General features: G+C 70.6%; 17 protein-coding genes and 1 rRNA gene. 6 read left to right on the top strand and 12 right to left on the bottom strand.

Annotation, left to right across the window (positions count from 1 at the left end; all coding sequences use genetic code 11):
• Positions 1 to 161 precede the first annotated feature (161 nt).
• Positions 162 to 1,688: ribosomal RNA gene (locus OG202_RS28510) — 16S ribosomal RNA — on the bottom strand.
• Positions 1,689 to 2,534: 846 nt separating this feature from the next.
• Here OG202_RS28510 and trpS point away from each other — a divergent pair.
• Positions 2,535 to 3,530 (top strand): tryptophan--tRNA ligase, encoded by a 996-nt coding sequence (trpS, locus tag OG202_RS28505; RefSeq protein ID WP_326579273.1) that lies wholly within the window; start codon positions 2,535 to 2,537, stop codon positions 3,528 to 3,530.
• Between the two features lie 12 nt (positions 3,531 to 3,542).
• Here the strand turns inward: trpS and proC are convergent, their stop codons facing one another.
• The 6 genes from proC to OG202_RS28475 form a co-directional block, all read right to left on the bottom strand.
• Positions 3,543 to 4,352, bottom strand: coding sequence for a pyrroline-5-carboxylate reductase (gene proC, locus OG202_RS28500; protein ID WP_326579275.1), 810 nt, complete (start codon positions 4,350 to 4,352; stop codon positions 3,543 to 3,545).
• Between the two features lie 117 nt (positions 4,353 to 4,469).
• Complete coding sequence (locus OG202_RS28495) at positions 4,470 to 5,393, bottom strand: ABC transporter permease (RefSeq protein ID WP_328223803.1); 924 nt, start codon at positions 5,391 to 5,393, stop codon at positions 4,470 to 4,472.
• A complete protein-coding gene (locus OG202_RS28490) occupies positions 5,390 to 6,256 on the bottom strand; it encodes an ABC transporter ATP-binding protein (RefSeq protein WP_328223802.1) in 867 nt (288 codons plus the stop codon). The genes OG202_RS28495 and OG202_RS28490 overlap by 4 nt, the downstream gene beginning before the upstream one ends.
• Before the next feature lie 205 nt (positions 6,257 to 6,461).
• Positions 6,462 to 7,271: a class I SAM-dependent methyltransferase gene (locus tag OG202_RS28485; protein ID WP_326579281.1), complete on the bottom strand. Its 810-nt coding sequence runs from the start codon at positions 7,269 to 7,271 to the stop codon at positions 6,462 to 6,464.
• A gap of 214 nt (positions 7,272 to 7,485) precedes the next feature.
• Positions 7,486 to 8,052, bottom strand: coding sequence for an EamA/RhaT family transporter (locus tag OG202_RS28480; protein WP_327728322.1), 567 nt, complete (start codon positions 8,050 to 8,052; stop codon positions 7,486 to 7,488).
• A 466-nt stretch (positions 8,053 to 8,518) separates the two neighbouring features.
• On the bottom strand, positions 8,519 to 8,860 hold the full coding sequence (locus tag OG202_RS28475; protein ID WP_326579285.1) for an SH3 domain-containing protein: 342 nt from the start codon (positions 8,858 to 8,860) through the stop codon (positions 8,519 to 8,521).
• Positions 8,861 to 9,066: 206 nt separating this feature from the next.
• Between OG202_RS28475 and OG202_RS28470 the strand changes: the two genes are divergently transcribed.
• The gene (locus OG202_RS28470) at positions 9,067 to 11,382 is read left to right on the top strand and encodes a protein kinase domain-containing protein (protein ID WP_328223801.1); all 2,316 of its coding nucleotides are present in this window, start codon (positions 9,067 to 9,069) and stop codon (positions 11,380 to 11,382) included.
• A 347-nt stretch (positions 11,383 to 11,729) separates the two neighbouring features.
• On the opposite strand, the gene ilvD is transcribed toward OG202_RS28470, so the two are convergent.
• The 4 genes from ilvD to OG202_RS28450 form a co-directional block, all read right to left on the bottom strand.
• On the bottom strand, positions 11,730 to 13,583 hold the full coding sequence (gene ilvD, locus OG202_RS28465) for a dihydroxy-acid dehydratase (RefSeq protein WP_326579289.1): 1,854 nt from the start codon (positions 13,581 to 13,583) through the stop codon (positions 11,730 to 11,732).
• A gap of 189 nt (positions 13,584 to 13,772) precedes the next feature.
• The gene (locus OG202_RS28460) at positions 13,773 to 14,390 is read right to left on the bottom strand and encodes a TetR/AcrR family transcriptional regulator (RefSeq protein WP_326579291.1); all 618 of its coding nucleotides are present in this window, start codon (positions 14,388 to 14,390) and stop codon (positions 13,773 to 13,775) included.
• A complete protein-coding gene (locus OG202_RS28455) occupies positions 14,387 to 15,208 on the bottom strand; it encodes a sugar phosphate isomerase/epimerase family protein (RefSeq protein WP_326579293.1) in 822 nt (273 codons plus the stop codon). Before OG202_RS28455 ends, OG202_RS28460 begins: the two co-directional genes overlap by 4 nt.
• Before the next feature lie 210 nt (positions 15,209 to 15,418).
• On the bottom strand, positions 15,419 to 16,369 hold the full coding sequence (locus OG202_RS28450) for a Ppx/GppA phosphatase family protein (RefSeq protein ID WP_326579295.1): 951 nt from the start codon (positions 16,367 to 16,369) through the stop codon (positions 15,419 to 15,421).
• Between the two features lie 71 nt (positions 16,370 to 16,440).
• On the opposite strand from OG202_RS28450, the gene OG202_RS28445 reads away from it, so the two are divergent.
• Positions 16,441 to 17,322 (top strand): hypothetical protein, encoded by an 882-nt coding sequence (locus OG202_RS28445; RefSeq protein WP_327728324.1) that lies wholly within the window; start codon positions 16,441 to 16,443, stop codon positions 17,320 to 17,322.
• Positions 17,323 to 17,401: 79 nt separating this feature from the next.
• Here OG202_RS28445 and OG202_RS28440 read toward each other — a convergent pair whose 3' ends face one another.
• Positions 17,402 to 19,126 carry a BACON domain-containing protein gene (locus OG202_RS28440; protein ID WP_328223800.1) on the bottom strand — a complete coding sequence of 575 codons (1,725 nt, stop codon included), beginning with the start codon at positions 19,124 to 19,126 and terminating at the stop codon, positions 17,402 to 17,404.
• Positions 19,127 to 19,366: 240 nt separating this feature from the next.
• Between OG202_RS28440 and OG202_RS28435 the strand changes: the two genes are divergently transcribed.
• The 3 genes from OG202_RS28435 to disA all read left to right on the top strand — a co-directional run bounded on the left by OG202_RS28435 (position 19,367) and on the right by disA (position 23,613).
• Positions 19,367 to 20,752, top strand: a complete 1,386-nt coding sequence (locus OG202_RS28435; protein WP_327728326.1) for an alpha/beta hydrolase — start codon at positions 19,367 to 19,369, stop codon at positions 20,750 to 20,752.
• Positions 20,753 to 20,997: 245 nt separating this feature from the next.
• Positions 20,998 to 22,407, top strand: coding sequence for a DNA repair protein RadA (gene radA / locus OG202_RS28430; RefSeq protein ID WP_326579303.1), 1,410 nt, complete (start codon positions 20,998 to 21,000; stop codon positions 22,405 to 22,407).
• Positions 22,408 to 22,488: 81 nt separating this feature from the next.
• Positions 22,489 to 23,613, top strand: coding sequence for a DNA integrity scanning diadenylate cyclase DisA (gene disA / locus OG202_RS28425; protein WP_037702381.1), 1,125 nt, complete (start codon positions 22,489 to 22,491; stop codon positions 23,611 to 23,613).
• Positions 23,614 to 23,781: the final 168 nt, after the last annotated feature.

The raw sequence follows: 23,781 nt of genomic DNA, 5'->3' as shown, positions 1-23,781 counted from the left end.
ACGTCCGGAGATCATGCTTTCCACGCCCTTGCGGACAGTACTCACAGCCTCCGACCCGTGAACCGGTCGAATAATCAACGTTCCACCCTTGAGCTGACCACCGCAGAACATTTGCCTGCGTAGTGGCTCTGGATCTCTTGCGAGACCTAGATGCTCCTTAGAAAGGAGGTGATCCAGCCGCACCTTCCGGTACGGCTACCTTGTTACGACTTCGTCCCAATCGCCAGTCCCACCTTCGACAGCTCCCTCCCACAAGGGGTTGGGCCACCGGCTTCGGGTGTTACCGACTTTCGTGACGTGACGGGCGGTGTGTACAAGGCCCGGGAACGTATTCACCGCAGCAATGCTGATCTGCGATTACTAGCAACTCCGACTTCATGGGGTCGAGTTGCAGACCCCAATCCGAACTGAGACAGGCTTTTTGAGATTCGCTCCGCCTCACGGCTTCGCAGCTCATTGTACCTGCCATTGTAGCACGTGTGCAGCCCAAGACATAAGGGGCATGATGACTTGACGTCGTCCCCACCTTCCTCCGAGTTGACCCCGGCAGTCTCCTGTGAGTCCCCATCACCCCGAAGGGCATGCTGGCAACACAGAACAAGGGTTGCGCTCGTTGCGGGACTTAACCCAACATCTCACGACACGAGCTGACGACAGCCATGCACCACCTGTACACCGACCACAAGGGGGCGACCATCTCTGGCCGTTTCCGGTGTATGTCAAGCCTTGGTAAGGTTCTTCGCGTTGCGTCGAATTAAGCCACATGCTCCGCTGCTTGTGCGGGCCCCCGTCAATTCCTTTGAGTTTTAGCCTTGCGGCCGTACTCCCCAGGCGGGGAACTTAATGCGTTAGCTGCGGCACCGACGACGTGGAATGTCGCCAACACCTAGTTCCCACCGTTTACGGCGTGGACTACCAGGGTATCTAATCCTGTTCGCTCCCCACGCTTTCGCTCCTCAGCGTCAGTAATGGCCCAGAGATCCGCCTTCGCCACCGGTGTTCCTCCTGATATCTGCGCATTTCACCGCTACACCAGGAATTCCGATCTCCCCTACCACACTCTAGTCTGCCCGTATCGAATGCAGACCCGGGGTTAAGCCCCGGGCTTTCACATCCGACGCGACAGACCGCCTACGAGCTCTTTACGCCCAATAATTCCGGACAACGCTCGCGCCCTACGTATTACCGCGGCTGCTGGCACGTAGTTAGCCGGCGCTTCTTCTGCAGGTACCGTCACTTTCGCTTCTTCCCTGCTGAAAGAGGTTTACAACCCGAAGGCCGTCATCCCTCACGCGGCGTCGCTGCATCAGGCTTTCGCCCATTGTGCAATATTCCCCACTGCTGCCTCCCGTAGGAGTCTGGGCCGTGTCTCAGTCCCAGTGTGGCCGGTCGCCCTCTCAGGCCGGCTACCCGTCGTCGCCTTGGTGAGCCGTTACCTCACCAACAAGCTGATAGGCCGCGGGCTCATCCTTCACCGCCGGAGCTTTCCACACTCATCGGATGCCCGAGAGTGTTGTATCCGGTATTAGACCCCGTTTCCAGGGCTTGTCCCAGAGTGAAGGGCAGATTGCCCACGTGTTACTCACCCGTTCGCCACTAATCCCCACCGAAGTGGTTCATCGTTCGACTTGCATGTGTTAAGCACGCCGCCAGCGTTCGTCCTGAGCCAGGATCAAACTCTCCGTGAATGTTTTCCCGACTGTGCTTAATGAAAAGCGCGGGTCGACACCACGAGAGCGGAACAGTCAGGCGGAATAAGCCCGACCGTTCACAGCGTCCTCGCTGTGTTTTACTTCAAAGGAACCTCGCCCCAACCGATAACCGGCCGGGAACGGGGTATCAACATATCTGGCGTTGATTTTTGGCACGCTGTTGAGTTCTCAAGGAACGGACGCTTCCTTTGTACTCACCCAAGCTACTCTCGGGCTTTCCTCCGGGCAGTTTCCCTTCGGTCTTGCGTTTCCGACTCTATCAGATCGTTTTCCGATCCGATTTCCTCGGTGCTTTCCAGGTTTCCGCTTCCGCGTTTCCCTTTCCGGCGGTTCCGACTCTATCAGATCCTTTCGGGCCTGATTCCCAGTCAGCGGGAGTTGTCTTCGCGGCTGTTGGGCCGTTCCGACGAGTGAGACTTTAGCGGATTCCCGGCTCCCGAGCTAATCGGGGGCCGCGCCCTTTCGAACACGGATTCCTCATTTCGCAAATACACATGCCAAGGGCACGACGACGGATCGTCGGTTGTTGGTGGTTACCTGCGAATGGCTGTCCGGGGACCGACCGAGGTCGGCGCTCACGTCGGACAACCCGGAGAACACTACGTATGGGCCCGGGGTGTGTCAACTCGCTGTCGGCCGGTCTGCCCGCGGCGTAGCCTGGCCCCCATGACTACGCGTACGTGTCACCAGCAGTGGTGGGCCGCCTGACGGCGGCCGTGCTCACGTATGCACTCGACGGCCGCCGCCCCGGCGGCCGTTCTCGTTTCTCCCTCCTGAGGGGCGGCCGGCCGGTGGCGGCGGTCCTGAGCAGGAGGTGGAGAGATGACACGGGTCTTCAGCGGGGTCAAGCCGACGGGGCATCTGACGCTGGGGAACTACCTGGGGGCCGTGCGGCGGTGGGCCGAGGTCGACCAGCACCGGACGGACGCGTTGTTCTGCGTCGTGGATCTGCACGCGCTGACCGTGGACCACGATCCGGCGCGGGTGCGCAGGCTCAGTCGGCAGGCGGCGACCCTGTTGTTGGCGTCGGGGCTGGATCCGGAGCTGTGCACCGTCTTCGTACAGAGCCATGTGGATGAGCACGCGCGGTTGTCGTATCTGCTGGAGTGCGTGGCCACGGACGGCGAGATGCGGCGGATGATCCAGTACCGGGAGAAAGCCGCGCGGGAGCGGGAGCGGGGTGGGAGTGTCCGGCTGTCGCTGCTGACGTATCCCGTGCTGATGGCGGCGGACATCCTGGCGTACGGGACCGACGAGGTGCCCGTCGGGGACGACCAGACACAGCATGTGGAGCTGACTCGGGATCTGGCGGTGCGGTTCAACCAGAGGTACGGGCACACGTTCGTGGTGCCTCGGGCCACTCCTCCGAAGGTCGGGGCGCGGGTGATGAACCTGCAGGACCCGACGTCGAAGATGGGGAAGACCGACGACGTCGGGCCGGGGATCGTCTATCTGCTGGACGAACCGGATGTGGTGCGGAGGAAGGTCATGCGGGCCGTGACCGACAGCGGGCGGGACGTCGTCTACGACCGGGAGGAGCGGCCGGGGCTTGCGAACCTGTTGGAGATCCTCGCGGCCTGTGAGGGTGGGAACCCCGAGGACCTGAGCGGTGTATATGAATCGTACGGAGCACTGAAGAAGGACACCGCAGAGGCCGTGGTCGAGCTCCTCAGACCCGTACAGGAGAGGCACAAGGAGTTGTGCGCGGATCCTGCGTATGTGGAGGGGGTGCTGCGGTCGGGTGCGGAGAAGGCCAGAGAGATGGCTCGACCGAGGGTGGATGAGGCGTATCGGGCGATCGGTCTTCTGGCCGGTTGACCGCGGGCGGCGTCAGTTGTTGCCGGAGGCCAGTTCGCGGCTGCGGTCGCGGGCGGCCTCCAGGGCGGCGATCAGTGCGGCGCGTACCCCGTGGTTCTCGAGTTCGCGGATGGCACTGATCGTCGTGCCGGCGGGAGAGGTGACGTTCTCGCGGAGCTTGACGGGGTGTTCGCCGCTGTCGCGGAGCATCGTGGCCGCGCCGATGGCGGACTGGACGATGAGGTCGTGGGCCTTGTCCCTGGGCAGGCCGAGGAGGATGCCCGCGTCGGTCATGGCCTCGACCAGGTAGAAGAAGTACGCCGGGCCGGAGCCGGAGAGGGCGGTGCAGGCGTCCTGCTGGGATTCGGGGACGCGGAGTGTCTTGCCGACGGCGCCGAAGATCTCTTCGGCGTGCGCGAGATCGGCCTCGCTCGCGTGGCTGCCGGCGGAGATGACGGACATGGCCTCGTCGACGAGGGCAGGGGTGTTCGTCATAACGCGGACGACGGGGGTGCCTGCGGCCAGGCGCTCCTCGAAGAAGGAGGTGGGGATGCCCGCCGCGCCGCTGACGACCAGGCGGTCGGCGGGGGTGTGCGGGGCGAGTTCGTCCAGGAGGGTGGCCATGTCCTGGGGCTTGACGGTGAGGATGAGCGTGTCGGCGGTCTTCGCGGCCTCGGCGTTGGTGACCGGGGTGACGCCGTAGCGGGTGCGGAGCTCTTCGGCGCGTTCGGGGCGGCGGGCGGTGACCAGGAGGTCCGCGGGCGCCCAGCCCGCTCGGATCATGCCGCTGAGCAGGGCCTCGCCGATCTTGCCGGTGCCGAGGACTGCGACTTTCTGGCTCATGTGCGGGTGCCCTCCGGGGTGCGTCGTCCTGGGGTCATCCTCGCATTGGGGGTGGGGGTGTGGCTTTGGTGTCCGGTGGGCGGAACGCCGGGGATGGACGGGTGCCCGAGGGTGGGGCTAGGTCGTCCGGCGCCGCAGGGTGGCCGCTCCCAGGGTCAGGACCAGAAGGGCGCAGCCGGCGACGATCGCGATGTCGCGTACGAAGTCGGCGGTCATGTCGGTGTGGAGGAGGACTTCGTTCATACCGTCGACGGCGTAGGACATGGGGAGGACGTCGGAGACGGCTTCCAGAGCGGGGTGCATGTCGGGGCGGGGGGTGAACAGGCCGCAGAGGAGGAGCTGGGGGAAGATCACGGCCGGCATGAACTGGACGGCCTGGTATTCGGAGGCGGCGAAGGCCGAGACGAAGAGGCCGAGGGCGGTTCCCAGCAGGGCGTCGAGGAGGGCGACGATCAGGAGGAGCCAGGGTGAGCCGGTGACGTCCAGGTCCAGGAACCAGACGGCGAGACCCGTGGCGAGGGCGGACTGGATGATCGCCAGGGTGCCGAAGGCCAGGGCGTAGCCGGCGATGAGGTCTCCCTTGCCGAGGGGCATGGAGAGGAGGCGTTCCAGGGTGCCGGAGGTGCGTTCGCGCAGGGTCGCGATCGAGGTGACCAGGAACATCGTGATCAGCGGGAAGATGCCGAGGAGCGAGGCGCCGATGGAGTCGAAGACGCGTGGGCTGCCGTCGAAGACGTAGCGCAGCAGGAACAGCATCACGCACGGGATGAGGATCAGCAGGGCGATCGTGCGGGGGTCGTGGCCGAGTTGGCGTAGGACTCGGGCTGCGGTGGCGGTCGTGCGGGAGTAGCTGAGGGGCCGGGGGTGGGCGTGGGCGTGGGCGTGGGCGGCCGCGAGGGTGGCGGGCTCCCCTGTCCTTGTCTTCCCTGTCCTTGTCTTCCCTGTCCTTGCCTTCCCTGTCCTTGCCTTCCCCGCCTTTGTCTTCGGCCTCGTCTGGTTCTTCTGCTCTGTTGGCGTGTCTGCGTTCGGTGTCGCGGTCATCGCGCCGGCTCCTTCTGGTGTGCGTCGGTCGCGGCCGGGGTCGTGGTGTCGGTCGTGGTCGCGGTGGCCTCGTCGACCAGGCGGAGGAAGGCCGCTTCGACTGTCTCCGCGTGGGTGCGGGTGCGGAGGGCCTCGGGGGTGTCGTCGGCGAGGATCTCGCCCGCGCGCATGAGGAGGAGGCGGTGGCAGCGCTCGGCCTCGTCCATGACGTGGGAGGAGATCAGGAGGGTGGCCCGGCGGTCGGCGGCGATGGTGTGGAAGAGGGTCCAGAGTTCGCGGCGGAGGACTGGGTCCAGGCCGACGGTGGGCTCGTCGAGGACCAGGAGCTCGGGAGCGCCGAGGAGGGCCACCGCCAGGGAGACGCGGCTGCGTTGGCCGCCGGAGAGGTTGCCGGCGAGGGCGTCGGCGTGGGTGGCGAGGTCCACGTCGGCGATGGCCCGGGTGACGTGCTCGTGGCGGCGGTCGGCGGCGGCGCGGCCGGGGTCGAGGATCGCGGCGAAGTAGGCGAGGTTCTGGCGGACGGTCAGGTCGTCGTAGACCGAGGGGGCCTGGGTGACGTAGCCGATGCGGGAGCGGAGGGTGGCGTCGCCCGCGGGGTGGCCGAGGACGTTCAGGGTTCCGGTGACCTTGGCCTGGGTTCCGACGATCGCTCGCATCAGGGTGGACTTGCCGCAGCCGGAGGGGCCGAGGAGACCGGTGATCTGGCCTTGGGGGACGGCGAAGTCGAGGTCGCGGAGGACCGTGCGGGGGCCTCGGGTGACGGTGAGGTTCTGGGCGTGGATGGCGGGGATGGCGGGGAGCGGAGGGGAGTCGGCGGGGGCGGGAGGTTGGGGTGGGGGCTCCTTCGGAGAGTAATTCATCATGCGATGAATATTGCGTAGGGTGGGTGCCTCGTCAAGGGAGGTGGCGCGGGTTCGGTACGGGGCGGCGCGGCGGTGTGCGGCGGCTGAGAGGAAGGGAGGGGCGCGTGCGGGCGGGGGCGCGGTTGTGGAGAGGGGGAGGGATGGCTGAGGGGAGATGTCGGGGGGTGGGGCCAGGGGGCGGCTGGAGGAGGAACCGGGAACCGGTTCAGGGGCGGATGGCCAGGAGTAGGTCTACGTCGTAGATCTCTTCGATGGTTTCGGTCGGGAAGAGCTTGCGGAGGTGGGCTCGTTCCTCGGTGAAAAACTCGGCGGTGGCTTCTTCGCCGAGGACCAGGAACGCCGAGTGGCTGGCGATGTTGGCCAGGTGGGTGTCGAGCGGGACCTCGCGGCTCCAGCGGATCTGACGGCGGGTGAAGTCGAGGCGGCCGGCGGTGTCGGTGAGGGCGGCGGCCGCGCCGGAGCCGCTCTTCTCGATCGGGATGTCGGGGTCCACGCCGAGGAAGTGGTGGATGCGGGTGGTGGCGTCGGCGATCCAGGGGACGTCGACGGCGTCGGTGTTCCACCACAGGGCGAGTGCGCCGCCGGGGCGGAGTACGCGGAGGGCTTCCGGGACCGAGCGGGTCGGGTCGGTCCAGTGCCAGGACTGGGCGTAGGTCAGGAGGTCGGTGGAGGCGGTGGCGACGGGGAGGGCGTTGCCGTCGCCTCGGACCAGGGGGAGGTGGGGGTGGGTGCGGCGGAACTGGGCGGCCATGCCCGCGCCGGGTTCCACGGCGAGGACGTGGGCGCCTCGGGTGTGGAGGAGGGTGGTGGATATGCCGGTGCCGGCGCCTACGTCGATGGTGCGGGAGCCGGGGAGGGGGCGGGGGGCCAGGGATTCGATGGTGTCGAAGAGGGTGGGCGGGTAGGAGGGGCGGTTCGCCGCGTACTGGGCTGCGGCGGTGTTGAAGGAGTGGGCTCGGGTGGAGTGGGCTCGGGTGGTGTGGGAGGGGTGGGGGCGGGGGTGGGAGGAGGTCATGGGGACCATGGTGGCTTGGCGGGGTGGTGTTGGGGGAGGGTTCTTCGCCCCCGCCCCCGCCGCCGCTGCCCGTCCCTCCCCCACTCTCGGCTTCGCTCGAGCGGGAGGTGCCCCCATCCAGGGGCTCTGCCCCTTCGACCCCCAGGTGCGGGTTCGTCGTGGTTGCTCGCGCAGTTCCCCGCGCCCCTGAAGGGGCGCTGTGTCCTCGGGCGGCTTAGCTGCGGTTCCGCTTCGCTGGGTTCCGTGTGCGCTTGGCTGTGCGGCGGTCGTACTGCTGGCGGGCCGTCGTGTATTCCCCGCGGTGGAGGGACTCGCCCGGGGCCTCCTTCAGGGAGCGGAGGAAGTAGGCGGTCAGGGAGCCGAGAAAGCCGATGGTGAGGAGGCCTCGTAGGGAGGACTGGCGGGCCGGGTCGGGGCGTTGGGTGAAGGAACCCCAGGTGTGACCGAAGGCCAGGGCGCTGCAGGTGGCGAACATGATGACGACCAGGATGCTGACGAATCCGCCGACCGAGGCCAGTTGCAGGCCCTCGTAGGCCAGGCGCAGCACCAGGCCGGAGACGACCAGGGCGGCGAGCGAGCCGGCGGTGACGGTCACGCGGCGGGCCGTGTAGGTGCCGTCGTGGTTCAGCCAGGTCGTCCCGAAGAAACGGATGGGCTCGGGGCGAGGGCCCGTGGGGGTCGCCTGGGTCGCCGAGGGCGCCTGGAGCTGGGACGGCTTCTGCGGCTCTTGCGGCTGCTGCGGCTCCTGCTCCGCCCGGGTGTTCTTCGGTTCGTCGCTCACGGGTCGATTATGGCGCTGGGGTGGGAGCGGTCTCGCGGCGGCATCGGAGGCGGGCGGTGATACCTGGCGGCATCGGGGGCGGGACAGACGACCGCGGGTGGTATTTGACGACTGCACGGCGACACCACACGGCCTCGGGCGATACGCGACGGGCTTCACGGCGGCACCACACGATCTCGAGGTGCAAGCAAGCGTCGGGTCAGACGACTCCGCAGTGTCGCACGGCGGCGGTGCAAGGCGGCCCCGCAGTGACGCCACGCAGCAGCGTCAGGTGACTTCACGGTGACACCCGGCGGCAGCGCGAGGCGGCCTCACGGGGTACCGCGCCCTCGTCCCCATACCTGGCGGCGATGCCGACCGCCGTCCCGGGATCCCGGCGGCTTCGTCGCGGTACCCGTGCGGTACCGCGACGTTCTCCGTGCCGCGCGCCGCTCCCGTCGGCACCGCCCGGCCGCACCCTCGTCCGTCAGCCGCAGCGTCCCGCCACGTAGCCGTCGCTGCCGGTGTAGACGTAGGCGTCGGAGATGTACTGGCCGTCGTCGATGTTGTCCCAGACGTTGGTGGTGCCGTAGGGGCCGGTGATGGTCTGGCCCGGGGTCTGGCAGTAGATCGGCACCCTGGCGCCCTCGGCGAGGACGCGGACGATGCCGTAGCTGGTGCTCGGACCGCTGCGGACGTTGACGCGGACGCCCGGAGCGACCGAGTAGTAGCGAACGGCTGCCGTCACCGTCGCGGCGGTGGCCGAGACCGTGGCCGTCCGCTCCCCCTCGCCGTCCCCCGCGATCTCTTCGACATGCTCGACAGACATGGCTGAACTCCCCCCGTTTGAAACCCCGTTAAACCCCGTTTGATCCCCAGGCAAGCCATGGGGACCCTTTGATACCCCTGAATCAGGACACACACACCTGTGCGTTTTTCGCACGTGCAGGCTAGCAAGCCGCCTCTGTCCCGTACGTGTCATCGACTAGGCTCCGTGCGTCGCGAGAGCGGCCGAAACAGCACGGGGGTGGACCCATGGCACCGCAACGGGGCACCGGGTCGGGAGCGGAAGCGGAACTTCCTGAGTACGCCGGTCAGTACCGTCTGGAGTCGTGTCTGGGTTCGGGTGGCATGGGCGTCGTCCATCTGGCCGCCTCGGCCTCCGGCCTGCGGCTCGCGGTGAAGGTGGTGCACGCCGAGTTCGCCAAGGACCCCGAGTTCAGGGGGCGTTTCCGGCAGGAGGTCGCCGCCGCCCGGCAGGTCAGCGGTGCCTTCACCGCGCCCGTCGTCGATGCCGACACCGACAGCCCCCGGCCCTGGATGGCCACCCTCTTCATACCCGGCCCGACCCTCGCGGAGTACGTCAAGCGGAACGGCCCCATGCCGCCCGGGCAGTTGCGGCGGCTCATGGCCGGACTCGCGGAGGCCCTGCGCGACATCCACCGTGCCGGTGTGGTGCACCGGGATCTCAAGCCCAGCAACGTCCTGCTCGCCGAGGACGGACCCAAGGTCATCGACTTCGGTATCTCGCGGCCGAAGGACAGTGAACTGCGCACCGAGACCGGGAAGTTGATCGGCACCCCGCCGTTCATGGCCCCCGAGCAGTTCCGGCGGCCCCGGGAGGTCGGGCCCGCCGCCGACATCTTCGCCCTGGGCTCGGTGACCGTGCACGCGGCCACCGGGCGCGGGCCGTTCGACTCCGACAGTCCCTACGTCGTCGCCTACCAGGTCGTCCACGACGAGCCGGACCTCACCGGCGTACCCGAGAACCTCGCGCCGCTCGTCCGCGCCTGCCTCGCCAAGGAGCCCGAGGACCGGCCCACGGCGGACGAGCTGATGCACGAACTCCGGTTCGTGGCCGCCTCGTACGACACCCAGACCCTCGTACCGACCCAGCGGGAGAGGGAAGGAGCGGGTTGGGGGGCTTTCCCTGGCCGGGCCGCCGATCAGGGCACGGGCAAGGAGACGAGCGAGGACACCGGCGCGGGCAGGGAGACCGGCGCGAACAGTGGCACGGGCGCGGGCTCAGCTTCAAGCACTGGCTCGGCCTCAAGCACGGGCTCCGCCCCGAGCACGGGTACATCTCCGAGCATGGGTACGGGTACGGGTACGGGTACCAGCGGCGGCCGTGGCCGTTCCGTCGGGTGGCTGCGCAAGCGGGCCGTTCTGGTCGCCGCCTCGCTGGCGCTCGTCGCGGGTGGAGGGTTCGCCTCGGTGCGGGTGCTGGGGGACGACGGTGGACAGGCAGGCGGTGACAGGGCCACGCCGCGGGCCAGTGGGGCCGCGGCCACCGCCCCCGTCCTCCAGGCCTGGGCCACCAAGCCGGCGGCGAAGAAGAAGAGTGTGCCGCAGTGCTCGTACGGGGCGGGGAAGGTGCTGTGCGTGCAGCCGGGGCTGGTCTCCGCGCTGGATCCGGCAGACGGCAGTGTGCTGTGGCGGCACCCCGTCGACGGGGCGGGTGCGGTGGGCACGGGTGATCCGCCCGTCGAGTCGGGCGGGCTGGTGCACGTCCTCACGGAGCAGAGCAGCCGGGTGCAGGCGCTCGACCCGGACTCCGGCGAGGTGCGGTGGGAGCGGGACATCTCCGCGTACGGCGGCAAGCGATATGTGGGCGGCACGCTGCTGCTGACCGCCGCCGACGGGACGGTCACCGGGGTGGACGGCGCCACCGGCGACACGAAGTGGAGCGGACGGATCCCGGGGCAGCCGGAGGCGTACTTCACGTCGTTCGACGGGGACCGGCCGGCCTACCTGGCGAGCGTCACCGGCACGGGGCCGGGGGCACGGACGCGGATCACCGCGGTGGACCCGGACACGGGTGACGTGCGGTGGGACACCCGGCTGGAGGGCCGGCTGGAACCGGTGGGGGCCCAGGACGGCGTCCTCTTCCTCGCCGCGATCGGGGGCGCCTATCCCGACACGGTCGCCGTGGTCCGGTACGACCCCGGCACCGGGGCAACGGTCCGGGTCACGCTGCCCGTACGGCTCGAACAGGCCCGCGCGGTCGTGCGGGGGGACGTCGTGTACCTGCTGAGCGGCGTCGGCGGGGCGCTGACGGCTCTCGACATGGAGGCCCGCAAGCAGCTGTGGCGGACCGAGACAGGGGTCTCGCGGAGTTCGGCACCGGTCGCCGACGACCGGCATGTGTACTTCACCTCGTCCGACGGGCGGCTGCTCGCGGTGGACGTGTGGAAGGGCGGGATCAGCGGGGACACGCCGTCGCGGCTGGGGAAGTCGGACCGGGTCACCGCCGCGCTGCCCGAGCCCGTGATCATCGACGGTCGCGTCTGCGTGGGCGCGCTCGACGGAACCGTGCTCGGGCTGGACGGAACCGATCCGGCGAGCTGGTGACCCACCCGGGCACGGCGGCCGGACGGCCTGACGGCCCGCCGACTCCACGGCCGCACCGCCCGCCGACTCCACGGCCGCAAGGCATACGCGGCGGGCACGCGGCCGACTTCACGCCTGCGGCCGGCTGACTCCACGGCCGCACCGCCCGCCGACTCCACCGCCGCAAGGCATACGCGGCGGGCACGCGGCCGACTTCACGCCTGCGGCCGGCTGACCCCACGGCCGCACAGCCGGCCGCCTGCACGACGGCGACTCCGCACGGCCGGCCGCCTGCACAACCGCACGGCTGAGGGCCGCCCCCGCCCGGGGAACGGCCCTCGCCACGCAGTCCGTCTCCGCGCGGAACCTCAGCCCAGCAAGCTGACGTCCCGCACCGCGCCCTTGTCGGCGCTGGTGGCCATCGCGGCGTACGCCCTCAGCGCGGCCGACACCTTGCGTTCCCGGTTCTTCGGGGCGTAGACGCCGTTCAGGGCCTGCTCGCGGCGGGCCAGCTCGGCGTCGTCGACCAGCAGCTCGATCGAACGGTTCGGGATGTCGATGCGGATGCGGTCGCCGTCCTCGACGAGGGCGATCGTGCCGCCGCCGGCCGCCTCGGGCGAGGCGTGGCCGATGGAGAGTCCGGAGGTGCCGCCGGAGAAGCGGCCGTCGGTGATCAGCGCGCAGGACTTGCCCAGGCCTCGGCCCTTCAGGTACGAGGTCGGGTAGAGCATCTCCTGCATGCCGGGGCCGCCCTTGGGGCCCTCGTAGCGGATGACGACGACGTCGCCCTCCTTGATCTCCTTCATGAGGATCTTCTGGACGGCCTCCTCCTGCGACTCGCAGACGACCGCCGGGCCCTCGAACGTCCAGATCGACTCGTCGACGCCGGCCGTCTTCACCACGCAGCCGTCGACCGCCAGGTTGCCCTTGAGCACCGCGAGGCCGCCGTCCTTGGAGTAGGCGTGCTCGGCGGAGCGGATGCAGCCGCCCTCGGCGTCGTCGTCCAGGGAGTCCCAGCGCTCGGACGTGGAGAAGGCCTCGGCGGAGCGGACGCAGCCGGGGGCCGCGTGCCACAGCTCGACGGCCTTGGGGGACGGGGAGCCGCCGCGCACGTCCCAGGTCTTCAGCCAGTCGGCGAGGGAGGCGCTGTGGACGGAGTTCACGTCCTCGTTGAGCAGGCCCGCGCGGTGCAGCTCGCCCAGCAGGGCGGGGATGCCGCCGGCGCGGTGCACGTCCTCCATGTAGTACGTGCGGTCCTTGGCGACGTTCGGCGCGACCTTCGCGAGGCACGGCACACGACGGGAGACCGCGTTGATCTCGTCGAGGCCGAAGGGGACACCCGCCTCCTGGGCGGCGGCCAGCAGGTGCAGGATCGTGTTGGTGGAGCCGCCCATGGCGATGTCGAGGGCCATGGCGTTCTCGAAGGCCGCGAAGCTCGCGATGGAGCGGGGCAGGACCGTCTCGTCGTCCTGCTCGTAGTAGCGGCGGGTGATGTCCATGACCGTACGGGCGGCGTCCTCGTACAGCGCCTTGCGGGCGGTGTGGGTGGCGAGGGTCGAGCCGTTGCCCGGCAGGGAGAGGCCGATGGCCTCGGTCAGGCAGTTCATCGAGTTGGCGGTGAACATGCCGGAACAGGAGCCGCAGGTCGGACAGGCGTTCTCCTCGATACGGAGGATGTCCTCGTCCGAGATCTTGTCGTTCACGGCGTCGGAGATCGCGTCGACCAGGTCGAGCGTACGGACCGTGCCGTCGACGAGCGTGGCGCGGCCGGACTCCATGGGACCGCCGGAGACGAAGACGGTCGGGATGTTGAGCCGCAGGGCCGCGTTCAGCATGCCCGGGGTGATCTTGTCGCAGTTGGAGATGCAGATCAGGGCGTCGGCGCAGTGCGCCTCGACCATGTACTCCACGCTGTCCGCGATCAGGTCGCGGGAGGGGAGGCTGTAGAGCATGCCGCCGTGGCCCATCGCGATGCCGTCGTCGACGGCGATCGTGTTGAACTCGCGCGGGATGCCGCCCGCTTCGCGGATCGCCTCGCTGACGATGCGGCCCACGGGCTGCAGGTGCGTGTGGCCCGGCACGAACTCGGTGAAGCTGTTGGCGACCGCGATGATCGGCTTGCGGCCGATGTCCGCGCCCGGTACACCGGAGGCGCGCATAAGGGCGCGGGCGCCCGCCATGTTGCGGCCGTGGGTGACTGTGCGGGACCTCAGCTCGGGCATCGCGCTCGCTCCTTCAGAGACTGCGATCAGAGACTTCTGACTGAGACGAGCGTACGCCCGTTGCTCCAGGGGTTGGACAGCTTGTCCGGAATGCGGGATGGGCGTCTCGGTTTTCGGCTGCGGGCCGGTGGGGACCTACGGAGGCCGACGGGGGCCGACGCAGGCCGGTCGTGCCGTGCGGCCGTGGCCCTAACGGGGCGCGGTCAGGTGGGCCTGCACCACAGGGGCCACCCTCTCGATGATCCGCTCCGGGTCCGCCGACGCCAACGGCTCGACCTTGATCACGTACCGCAGCATCGCGATGCCCACCAATTGGGCGGCTGCCAGCTCGGCGCGCAGCTCCGCGTCCGGGACGTCCAGGCGGCCGGCGATCCGGCGGAGCACCTGGGTGGCGATGATGCGGCGGAAGACGGCGGCGGCGGCCTCGTTGTTCACGGCGGAGCGGACGATCGCGAGGAGGGGCGCGCGGGTGGCCGGGTTCTCCCAGACGCCGAAGACGAACCGGGTGAGCCGCTCGCCGACGCCGTCGAGCGGGCCCTCCTCGACGGCCTTGGGGGCCTCCATGGCCGGGGCGAAGGAGAGCGTGACGGCCGCCTCGAACACCTGGTCCTTCGTACCGAAGTAGTGGTGCACGAGTGCCGAGTCCACCCCGGCGGCCTTGGCGATGCCGCGTACGGACGTCTTGTCGTAGCCGCGCTCGGAGAACTCCTCGCGGGCCGCGGCGAGGATGCGGTCACGGGTGGCGGGCGTGTCGGCCGCTTCCGTACGGGAGGGCCGGCCCCGGCGGCGGGGGGTGGCCGAGGTCACGGCCGGGGGACCTGCGCGGCGGAGGCCAGGTGCAGCCGGGTGAAGGCGAGGGCCTCCGCCAGGTCGGCCTCGCGCTCGGCGGCGGACATGGCGCGGCGGGTGTTGACCTCGATCACGACGTGGCCGTCGAAGCCGCTCAGGGCGAGACGTTCCAGCAGCTGGGCGCAGGGCTGGCTGCCGCGGCCCGGGACGAGGTGCTCATCCTTGGCCGACCCCTTGCCGTCCGCCATGTGCACATGCCCGAGACGGTCGCCCATACGGTCGACCATCTCCAGGGCGTCGGTGCGGGAGGTCGCGGAGTGGCTGAGGTCGATCGTGAAGTGCCGGTAGTCGTCCTTCGTCACGTCCCAGTCGGGGGCGTACGCGAGCATCTCGCGGTCGCGGTAGCGCCAGGGGTACATGTTCTCGACGGCGAACCGTACGTCCGTCTCGTTCGCCATCCGCCAGATCCCGGTGACGAAGTCGCGCGCGTACTGGCGCTGCCAGCGGAACGGCGGGTGCACGACGACCGTGCTGGCGCCGAGCTTCTCGGCGGCGGCCTGGGCGCGCTGGAGCTTGACCCACGGGTCGGTGGACCACACCCGCTGGGTGATCAGCAGGCAGGGGGCGTGTACGGCGAGGATCGGGATCTGGTGGTAGTCGGAGAGGCGGCGCAGGGCCTCCAGGTCCTGACTCACCGGGTCGGTCCAGACCATGACCTCCACACCGTCGTAGCCCAGGCGCGCGGCGATCTCGAAGGCCGTGGCCGTCGACTCCGGGTACACGGAGGCCGTGGACAGGGCGACCTTCGCATCCGGGATCCGCACGACGTCTGCCACGCGGGACAGCCTAAGGGGTGCGTTTCGTCGTGTGGGCCGGGGTGGGGGGTTCGGCCGGGTGTGAGGGCCCTCGCCTGTGCGCCGTTGGGGGTACGCGACGAGGTCGGCCACGGGTGGGTACGGGTGGGTGGGGGATGGTCGCGCGGTTCCTCGCGCCCCTGCTTTTCAGGGGCGCGAGGAACCGCGCGAAGCCCGCTCAGCCGCAGCCGATCACGCGACCGACCGGCCCGACGCCGTACCCATGTGGTCCAGCCGCTGCAGGATCACACCCTCTCTCAGCGCCCACGGGCAGATCTCCAGCGTCTCCACCTGGAACAGGTCCACCGCGGCCTCCGCCACCAGCGCGCCCGCGAGGAGCTGGTTGGCGCGGCCCTCGGAGACGCCGGGGAGTGCGGCTCGTTGGGCGGTGGTCATGCCGGCGAGTTTGGGAACCCAGGTCTCGAGGGCGTCGCGCTTGAGGTCGCGCTGGACGTAGAGGCCGTCGGTGGAGCGGGCGGCACCGCCGATGCGGGCGAGCTGCTTGAAGGTCTTGGACGTGGCGACGACGTGGTCGGGGGCGCCGAAGCGGCTGAACTCACCGACCGTACGGGCTATCTGCGCCCGGACGTGGCGGCGCAGGGCGCGGATGTCGTCGGGGGCGGGCGGGTCGCCGGGGAGCCAGCCGGCGGTGAGGCGGCCGGCGCCGAGGGGCAGCGAGGCGGCGGCGTCGGGTTCCTCGTCTATGCCGTAGGCGATCTCCAGGGAGCCGCCGCCGATGTCGAGGACGAGGAGCTTGCCGGCCGACCAGCCGAACCAGCGGCGGACGGCGAGGAAGGTCAGCCGGGCCTCCTCGGCGCCGGCGAGGACCTGCAGTTCGACGCCGGTCTCGTCCTTGACGCGGGCGAGGACCTCGTCGGCGTTGCTGGCCTCGCGCACCGCGGAGGTGGCGAACGGGAGCAGTTCCTCGACGCCCTTGTCCTCGGCGGCCTGGAGCGCCTCGTGGACGACGGCGATGAGTTTGTCGACCCCTTCGGGGTCGATGGCCCCGGCCTCGTCGAGGAGTTGGGCAAGGCGCAGTTCCACCTTGTGCGAGTGCGCGGGCAGCGGGCGCGCGCCCGGGTGTGCGTCCACCACCAGCAGATGCACCGTGTTCGATCCCACGTCGAGGACACCGAGTCTCATGGGCGGAACGCTACTGCCAGCGGAGCCGTGCGCCGTCCTCGATCCGGCGTCGGGCGCCGTACCCTGGTCAGGTGCCAAAGACGAAAAAGGCAAAGGCCGACAAGTCGGCAGCGGGAGCGGCTGTGGCCGGCGGCTCCTCGCGGGCGAAGGCGGCGACCAAGCCACCGAAGTCGATGAAGGACTCGGCGGAGTCCACCGCCCCGGACGAGAAGGGTCTCGATTTCGCGCGCGCGTGGGTGGAGTTCCCTGATCCGGCGGACGACGAGCAGGTCTTCCGCTGCGATCTGACCTGGCTGACCTCTCGCTGGAACTGTGTCTTCGGCAGCGGTTGCCAGGGCATCCAGGCGGGCCGCGCGGCCGACGGGTGCTGCACCCTGGGTGCCCACTTCTCGGACGAGGACGACGAGAAGCGCGTCGCCGGACATGTGGCGAGGCTCACTCCGGAGATCTGGCAGTTCCACGATGTGGGCACGAAGACCGGCTGGGTCTCCAAGGACGAGGACGGCGACCGTCAGACACGCCCGTACAAGGGGTCGTGCATCTTCCAGAACCGGCCCGGTTTCGCCGGGGGTGCGGGCTGTTCGCTGCACATCCTGGCCCTCCAGGAGGGTCGCGAGCCGCTGGAGACCAAGCCGGACGTCTGCTGGCAGCTGCCGGTCCGGCGCACGTACGACTGGATCGACCGGCCCGACGACACGCGGGTGCTCCAGGTGTCGATCGGCGAGTACGACCGCCGCGGCTGGGGCCCGGGCGGCCACGACCTGCACTGGTGGTGCACCTCGGCGACCTCGGCGCACGGCGCGGGTGACCCGGTGTACGTCTCGTACCGCCCGGAGCTGACCGAGCTGATGGGCAAGGCGGGGTACGACCGCCTGGTCGAGCTGTGCGAGCAGCGGCTGGCCTCCCGGCTGCCGCTGGTGGCTCCGCATCCGGCGGATCCGACGGAGGCGTAGCGGAATCCGCCGGGCCCGTGAGCGGACCATCGGCTTCCCTCCCCTCCCCTCCCCTCCCGCTTCCCTTCCCCCCGCCGGTCTACGAGGCCGGTGGGGGGTCTCCGCCTCCGTCGCCCGGCGGTGTCGTCGGGCCGCCCGGGTCCGTGGGGGCCGGGTCGGTGGGTGTCGGGGTCGGGTCGGGCTGGGCCGGGCCGGTGGGGGTGGGGTCCGGGTCGGGGGTCGGAGGCGGGACGGTGGGTCTCGGCGGGCCGGGGTCCGGGACCGGCTGGGTCGGCGGGGAGTCGACCGGCGGCGTCGGCATCGGACCGTAGCCCTCGATCGTCACCACGGCCCCCGAGGGAGCCAGCGACACCTGCGCCGTCCAGTACCCGGCGGGTTCGCTCAGCTGGTCGACGTACACCTTGACCGTCGAGGACTCGCCGGGTTTCAGGGTGCCCGAGGACTGGCTGAGGTAGAGCCAGTCGGCGCCGGTGCGGGCGGACCAGCGGACGGGTGAGTCGCCGGTCGCCCTCAGGGTGATGACGGTGGTGTCGCCGTCGTTCGCGGCGGCGACGGCGAGCGTGCCCCGCCCCTTGCCCTGGGTGACCTCCACGGACACGTCGTCCGCCGCGCGCTTCCCCCTGCCCAGGCGGGCGCCGGGCTCGGTCCGGGCGTTGCCGGCGTTCTCGTACGCGTCGCCGCTGCCGTCGCCGACGGTCCCGTCGCCGTCGCTCTGCTCCTCGCCCGCGGAGACCGAACGGCCGTCGCTGCCCTCGCCGATGAGGGGGGCGCCCCGGTAGGCGGCCCAGAGGGCGAAGACGGGCGCGGCGACGACGGTGGCGACGACGGTCGTGGTGACGGCACGCGCGCGCAGCCGGTCCCGGCGGGCCGCGCGGTCCCTCGGGTCCATGGGGAAACCGCGCCGGTCGAAGCGGGGGGCGCCGCCCCGCGCGCGCGTGAGGTGGGCCGTCACCAGGCCCAGGGCCGCGCGCGGCGCTTCGAGGACGGGCAGCTCGGATGGCGTGACGCTGGTGCCGGGCCAGCGGCCGGGGACGGCGCGCTCGGCGGCGCGGCGGCAGACGGGGCAGTCGTCGACGTGCCGGACGAGCTCGCGGCGCAGGGGGGCGCTCAGGACGAGCAGGTGATCACCGGTCAGGCGGGCGACGCTCGGGCAGGCGCCGGACTCGACGACGGCGAGGGCCGCCCGGGTGCGCTCCACCTCGCAGGCCGCGGCGGCGAGCAGTTCCCGCGCGGCGGCCTGGTCCATCCCCAGCACGTCGGCGACCTCGTGGGCGGCGAGCTGATGCCGCACCGCCAACTCCAGGGCCTCGCGCTGCTCGGGTGTGGTGCCGGCGGCCTCCGGCCAGGCGAGCAGCGCGAGTTGACGCCGCCGCTGCCGCTCCTCGTCCTCGGAGAGGGCCGGGGTCCGGACGGCGGTCTTCGCTGCGCGCGGCTTCTCGGCCCCACCGCCATGTGCGGACCGGCGGCCGGAGGCACGCGCGCCGGGCTGCTTCTGCCGGGCCTCGGCGAGCTTGCGCAGACAAGCCCAACGGGCCAGCGCGTAGAGCCAGGCCCGGCGGTCGTCCGCGTCGTCCGGTCCCCGACGACGCTCGGCGAGCGCGAGCACCTCGGCGAGAGCCGCGGTCGCCGCGTCGTGGTCGCACAGCACGGACATGCAGTAGGTGAACAGGCCGTCCAGGTACGGCTCGTAGCGCGCCGGCGCGCGCTGCGCCACCGCGCGCGCCGCCGCTCGATCGCGCGCCTCGCGGTGCGCCCTGTGTGCGCCGGTGGTGCGGGGCGAGGTTTCCGGACCGATGCTCATCATTCATGGACGGTAGGCGCCCGGAACCTGCGCCTTCTCACCCCTTCAGCACATTTACTCCGTACGGGTGAAACGATCCCTCATAAGGGGACAGGAACCCCGAGTTTCGCGGCGCACGGCCGGAATGTTGTGCACTTTATTGACCGTCACCAAAAAGTAGCCCTACATTCCCTGGGGTTCGAGTCACCCCCACGCACGAGCGAGCAACGTCCCCTCCTCCGCGTCGACAGGAGCTCCACTCCCATGGCCGTACGCACCCGTCGCTCCAGCACCCGCGCCCTCGCCGCCCTCGCCGCTGCCGTCGTCCTCTCTCTGACCGGCGCCTCCGTCTCGACCGCCACCCCCCGGGCGGCCGCGACCGCCGCCGCCGAACGTCTCACCGGCACGCTCCCCGACGGCGCCACCTGGATCGCCGACGTCCCCGAGAACTGGAACGGCACCCTGATCGTCTTCAGCCACGGCTTCGGCGGCAGAGCGGCCCAGAACGCGCCCCGCGAGGCCGTACGCCTGCGCCTCCTCGAAGAGGGGTACGCGCTCACCGGCTCCTCCTACGACGTGAGCGAGACCCTCTGGGGCCTGGAGAGCGCGGAGCGCGACCAGGTCGCCACCATCGCGGCGGTCACCGAGAAGATCGGCGAACCCACCCGCACCCTCGCCATGGGCCAGTCCATGGGCGGCCTGGTCAACGCCCGGCTCGCCCGCTCGGGGGACGGCGGGATCGACGGCGCCCTGGGCCTGTGCGGCCTCGTGGCCGGCGCCAACGACCTGCACGGCTACCAGCTCGACGCCGAGTACACGATCGCCCGGCTCCTGCTCCCGGACACGCCGGTGAAGCTGGTGGACTTCGCCTCCGAGGCCGAGGGCGCCGTCACCGGCCGGCAGCTCACCGACGCCGTCGTCTCCGCGCAGAAGACCCCCGAGGGCCGCGCCCGCATCGCCCTCGCCGCCGCCTACCTCAACCTGCCCACCTGGGCCTCGGGCGAGGACCGCCCGGCCGCGGGCGACTGGGAGGAGCAGCAGGCCCAGCAGTACTCGTGGCTCGCCCAAGGCATCCTCAACCGGGTCGTGCCCGCCCGCTTCCACATCGAGAAGGCCCTGGGCGGAAACAACTCCGGGAACAAGGGCATCGACTACGCACGCCTGCTGTCCACGTCGCAGCACGCGCCCCTGGTCAAGGCCCTGTACCGAGAGGCCGGCCTCGACCTCCGGGCCGACCTCGCGAACCTGACCGCCCACGCGAAGATCAAGGCCTACCCGGCCGCCGTCGCCGCCGGCGAACGTACCTCCTCCGCCGGCCAGGGCCTCGCCGTCCCCCTCCTCGACATCCACACCACCGCCGACGACCTCGTCCCCGTCGAACAGGAGAACCGCTTCGCCGACCGCGTCCGCGCCTCCGGCGACGGCTCGCTGCTCCGCCAGGCCTACGTGGAACGCCAAGGCCACTGCTTCTTCACCGTCGCCGAGACCGTCGCCGCCCTCCACGCCCTGGAGTCCCGTGTCGACTCCGGCCGTTGGGGCGCCGCCGCGACCCCGGGCGCCCTCCAGAGCGCCGCGACCGCCCTCGACCTCGACGGCGCCGCGTACGTCCCGTACCGCCCGGCGGAACTGACGATCGGTCGCCGCCCGTAGGGAGGCCGGCCGGGGCCCGGTTCCGGCCGGGCAGGGGGATACGCGTGATGCGCCACTGAGGCCCGCGCCCCGAAAGGGGCGCGGGGAACCGCGCGAGCAACCACACACCACCCGCGGCCGCCGCCCCCGAAACCCCACGGCGAACAGCTGCGCACCGGGGCGGGCGGCCGCCCCGAAGCCCCGGCCGAGCACGCGAACCGGCCCGACCGCCGGAGGCTGTCAGTGCACTCCGTTACGGTTCGTGCATGGCTGCCCGTACGAAGACCGCGAAGGACCGGCCGTCCTACCGCTGCACAGAGTGCGGCTGGCAGACGGCCAAGTGGCTCGGCCGCTGCCCCGAATGCCAGGCGTGGGGCACGGTCGAGGAGTACGGCACGCCCGCCGTCCGTACGACCGCCCCCGGCCGGGTCACCACCTCCGCCGTCCCCATCGGCCAGGTGGACGGCCGCCAGGCCACCGCCCGCACGACGGGCGTCCCGGAGCTCGACCGGGTCCTCGGCGGCGGCCTCGTCCCCGGCGCCGTGGTCCTCCTCGCGGGCGAGCCGGGCGTGGGCAAGTCCACCCTCCTCCTCGACGTCGCCGCCAAAGCCGCCGACGCCGAACACCCGACCCTCTACGTCACCGGCGAGGAGTCCGCCGGCCAGGTCCGCCTGCGGGCCGACCGCATCAAGGCCATCCACGACCATCTCTACCTCGCCGCGGAGACCGACCTCGCCGCCGTACTGGGCCACTTGGACGCGGTCAAGCCGTCCCTGCTGATCCTCGACTCGGTCCAGACCGTCGCCTCTCCCGAGATCGACGGCGCCCCCGGCGGCATGGCCCAGGTCCGCGAGGTCGCCGGCGCCCTGATCCGCGCCTCCAAGGAACGCGGCATGTCGACGCTCCTCGTGGGCCACGTCACCAAGGACGGCGCGATCGCGGGCCCCCGCCTCCTGGAGCACCTCGTCGACGTGGTCCTGCACTTCGAGGGCGACCGCCACGCCCGCCTCCGCCTGGTGCGCGGCGTCAAGAACCGCTACGGCGCCACGGACGAGGTCGGCTGCTTCGAGCTGCACGACGAGGGCATCACCGGTCTCACGGACCCCAGCGGCCTCTTCCTCACCCGCCGCGACGAACCCGTCCCCGGCACCTGTCTGACCGTGACCCTGGAGGGCCGCCGCCCCCTGGTCGCGGAAGTGCAGTCGCTCACAGTCGACTCGCAGCTCCCCTCCCCCCGCCGTACGACCTCCGGCCTGGAGACCTCCCGGGTCTCGATGATGCTCGCGGTGCTGGAGCAGCGCGGCCGTATCAGCGCCCTCGGCAAGCGGGACATCTACTCGGCGACGGTCGGCGGCGTGAAGCTCTCGGAGCCCGCGGCGGACCTCGCGATCGCGCTGGCCCTGGCCTCCGCGGCGACCGACACCCCCCTGCCCAAGAACCTCGTGGCGATCGGCGAAGTCGGCCTCGCGGGCGAGGTCAGAAGAGTCACCGGCGTCCAGCGCCGACTGTCCGAAGCACACCGCCTCGGCTTCACCCACGCGCTCGTTCCGTCCGATCCCGGCAGGGTTCCTCCCGGTATGAAGGTCCTGGAAGTGGCCGACATGGGAGATGCTCTGCGGGTACTGCCCCGATCCCGTCGGCGAGAGGCCCCACGGGACGAGGAGGACCGCCGGTAGACTTTGCCCAGGTCTCGCCCGTCCGTACGAACCACATGTGCGAAACGGAAGCGTCCCAGAACCTGCGACCGGAGGAGTGCAGTGGCAGCCAACGACCGGGCAGCAGCTCCCGGAAAGTCCGGTGGGAGCTCCGGTGCCGATGGCCTGATGCGCGCCTCACTGAGCGCCGTGGCACCAGGTACGGCCCTGCGCGACGGGCTTGAGCGGATTCTCCGCGGCAACACCGGCGGACTCATCGTGCTCGGCTTCGACAAGACCGTCGAGCCGATGTGCACCGGTGGATTCGTCCTGGATGTCGAGTTCACGGCCACGCGCCTGCGTGAGCTGTGCAAGCTCGACGGCGGCATCGTCCTGTCCTCGGATCTCTCCAAGATCCTCCGGGCGGGCGTCCAACTGGTCCCGGACCCCACGATCCCCACCGAGGAGACGGGCACCCGGCACCGCACGGCGGACCGCGTCAGCAAACAGGTCGGCTTCCCGGTCGTCTCGGTCTCCCAGTCGATGCGCCTGGTCGCGCTGTACGTCGACGGTCACCGGCGGGTCCTGGAGGACTCGGCGGCGATCCTGTCCCGCGCGAACCAGGCCCTGGCGACCCTGGAGCGGTACAAGCTCCGCCTGGACGAGGTGGCGGGCACCCTCTCCGCGCTGGAGATCGAGGACCTGGTGACGGTCCGGGACGTCTCGGCGGTCGCCCAGCGACTGGAGATGGTCCGGCGCATCGCCACCGAAATCGCCGAATACGTGGTCGAACTGGGCACGGACGGCCGTCTCCTGGCCCTCCAGCTCGACGAACTGATCGCGGGCGTCGAACCGGAGCGCGAACTGGTCGTCCGGGACTACGTCCCCGAGCCGACGGCCAAACGCTCCCGCACGGTCGACGAGGCCCTCCGCGAACTCGACGCCCTCACCCACGCGGAGCTCCTCGAACTCCCCACGGTGGCCCGCGCCCTCGGCTACACCGGCTCCCCCGAGGGCATGGACTCCGCCGTCTCCCCGCGCGGCTACCGCCTCCTGGCCAAGGTCCCCCGCCTCCCCGGCGCCATCATCGACCGCCTCGTCGAGCACTTCGGCGGCCTCCAGAAACTCCTCGCCGCCAGCGTCGACGACCTCCAGACGGTCGACGGAGTGGGCGAGGCCCGCGCACGCAGCGTCCGCGAGGGCCTGTCACGACTGGCGGAGTCGTCGATCCTGGAGCGCTACGTCTAGGCTCCGCCCGTTCGCCGACCTCAGCCCCCCTGAGCCGCCCTCAGGCACCCTCAGCCCGTCCGGCGTTCGAGGACGAGGCCGAAGGCCGACAAGGGGGGTCTGGGGGCGCAGCCCCCAGGGCCGGCTCCCCAGGGACGGCCGGGGTCGAAGGGGCAGCGCCCCTGGGGA

It is taken from the genome of Streptomyces sp. NBC_00310 (assembly GCF_036208085.1).
GTDB lineage: Bacteria > Actinomycetota > Actinomycetes > Streptomycetales > Streptomycetaceae > Streptomyces.
Note: the sequence above shows the minus strand (reverse complement) of the source record. Positions and strands in the feature narration are given on the sequence as shown.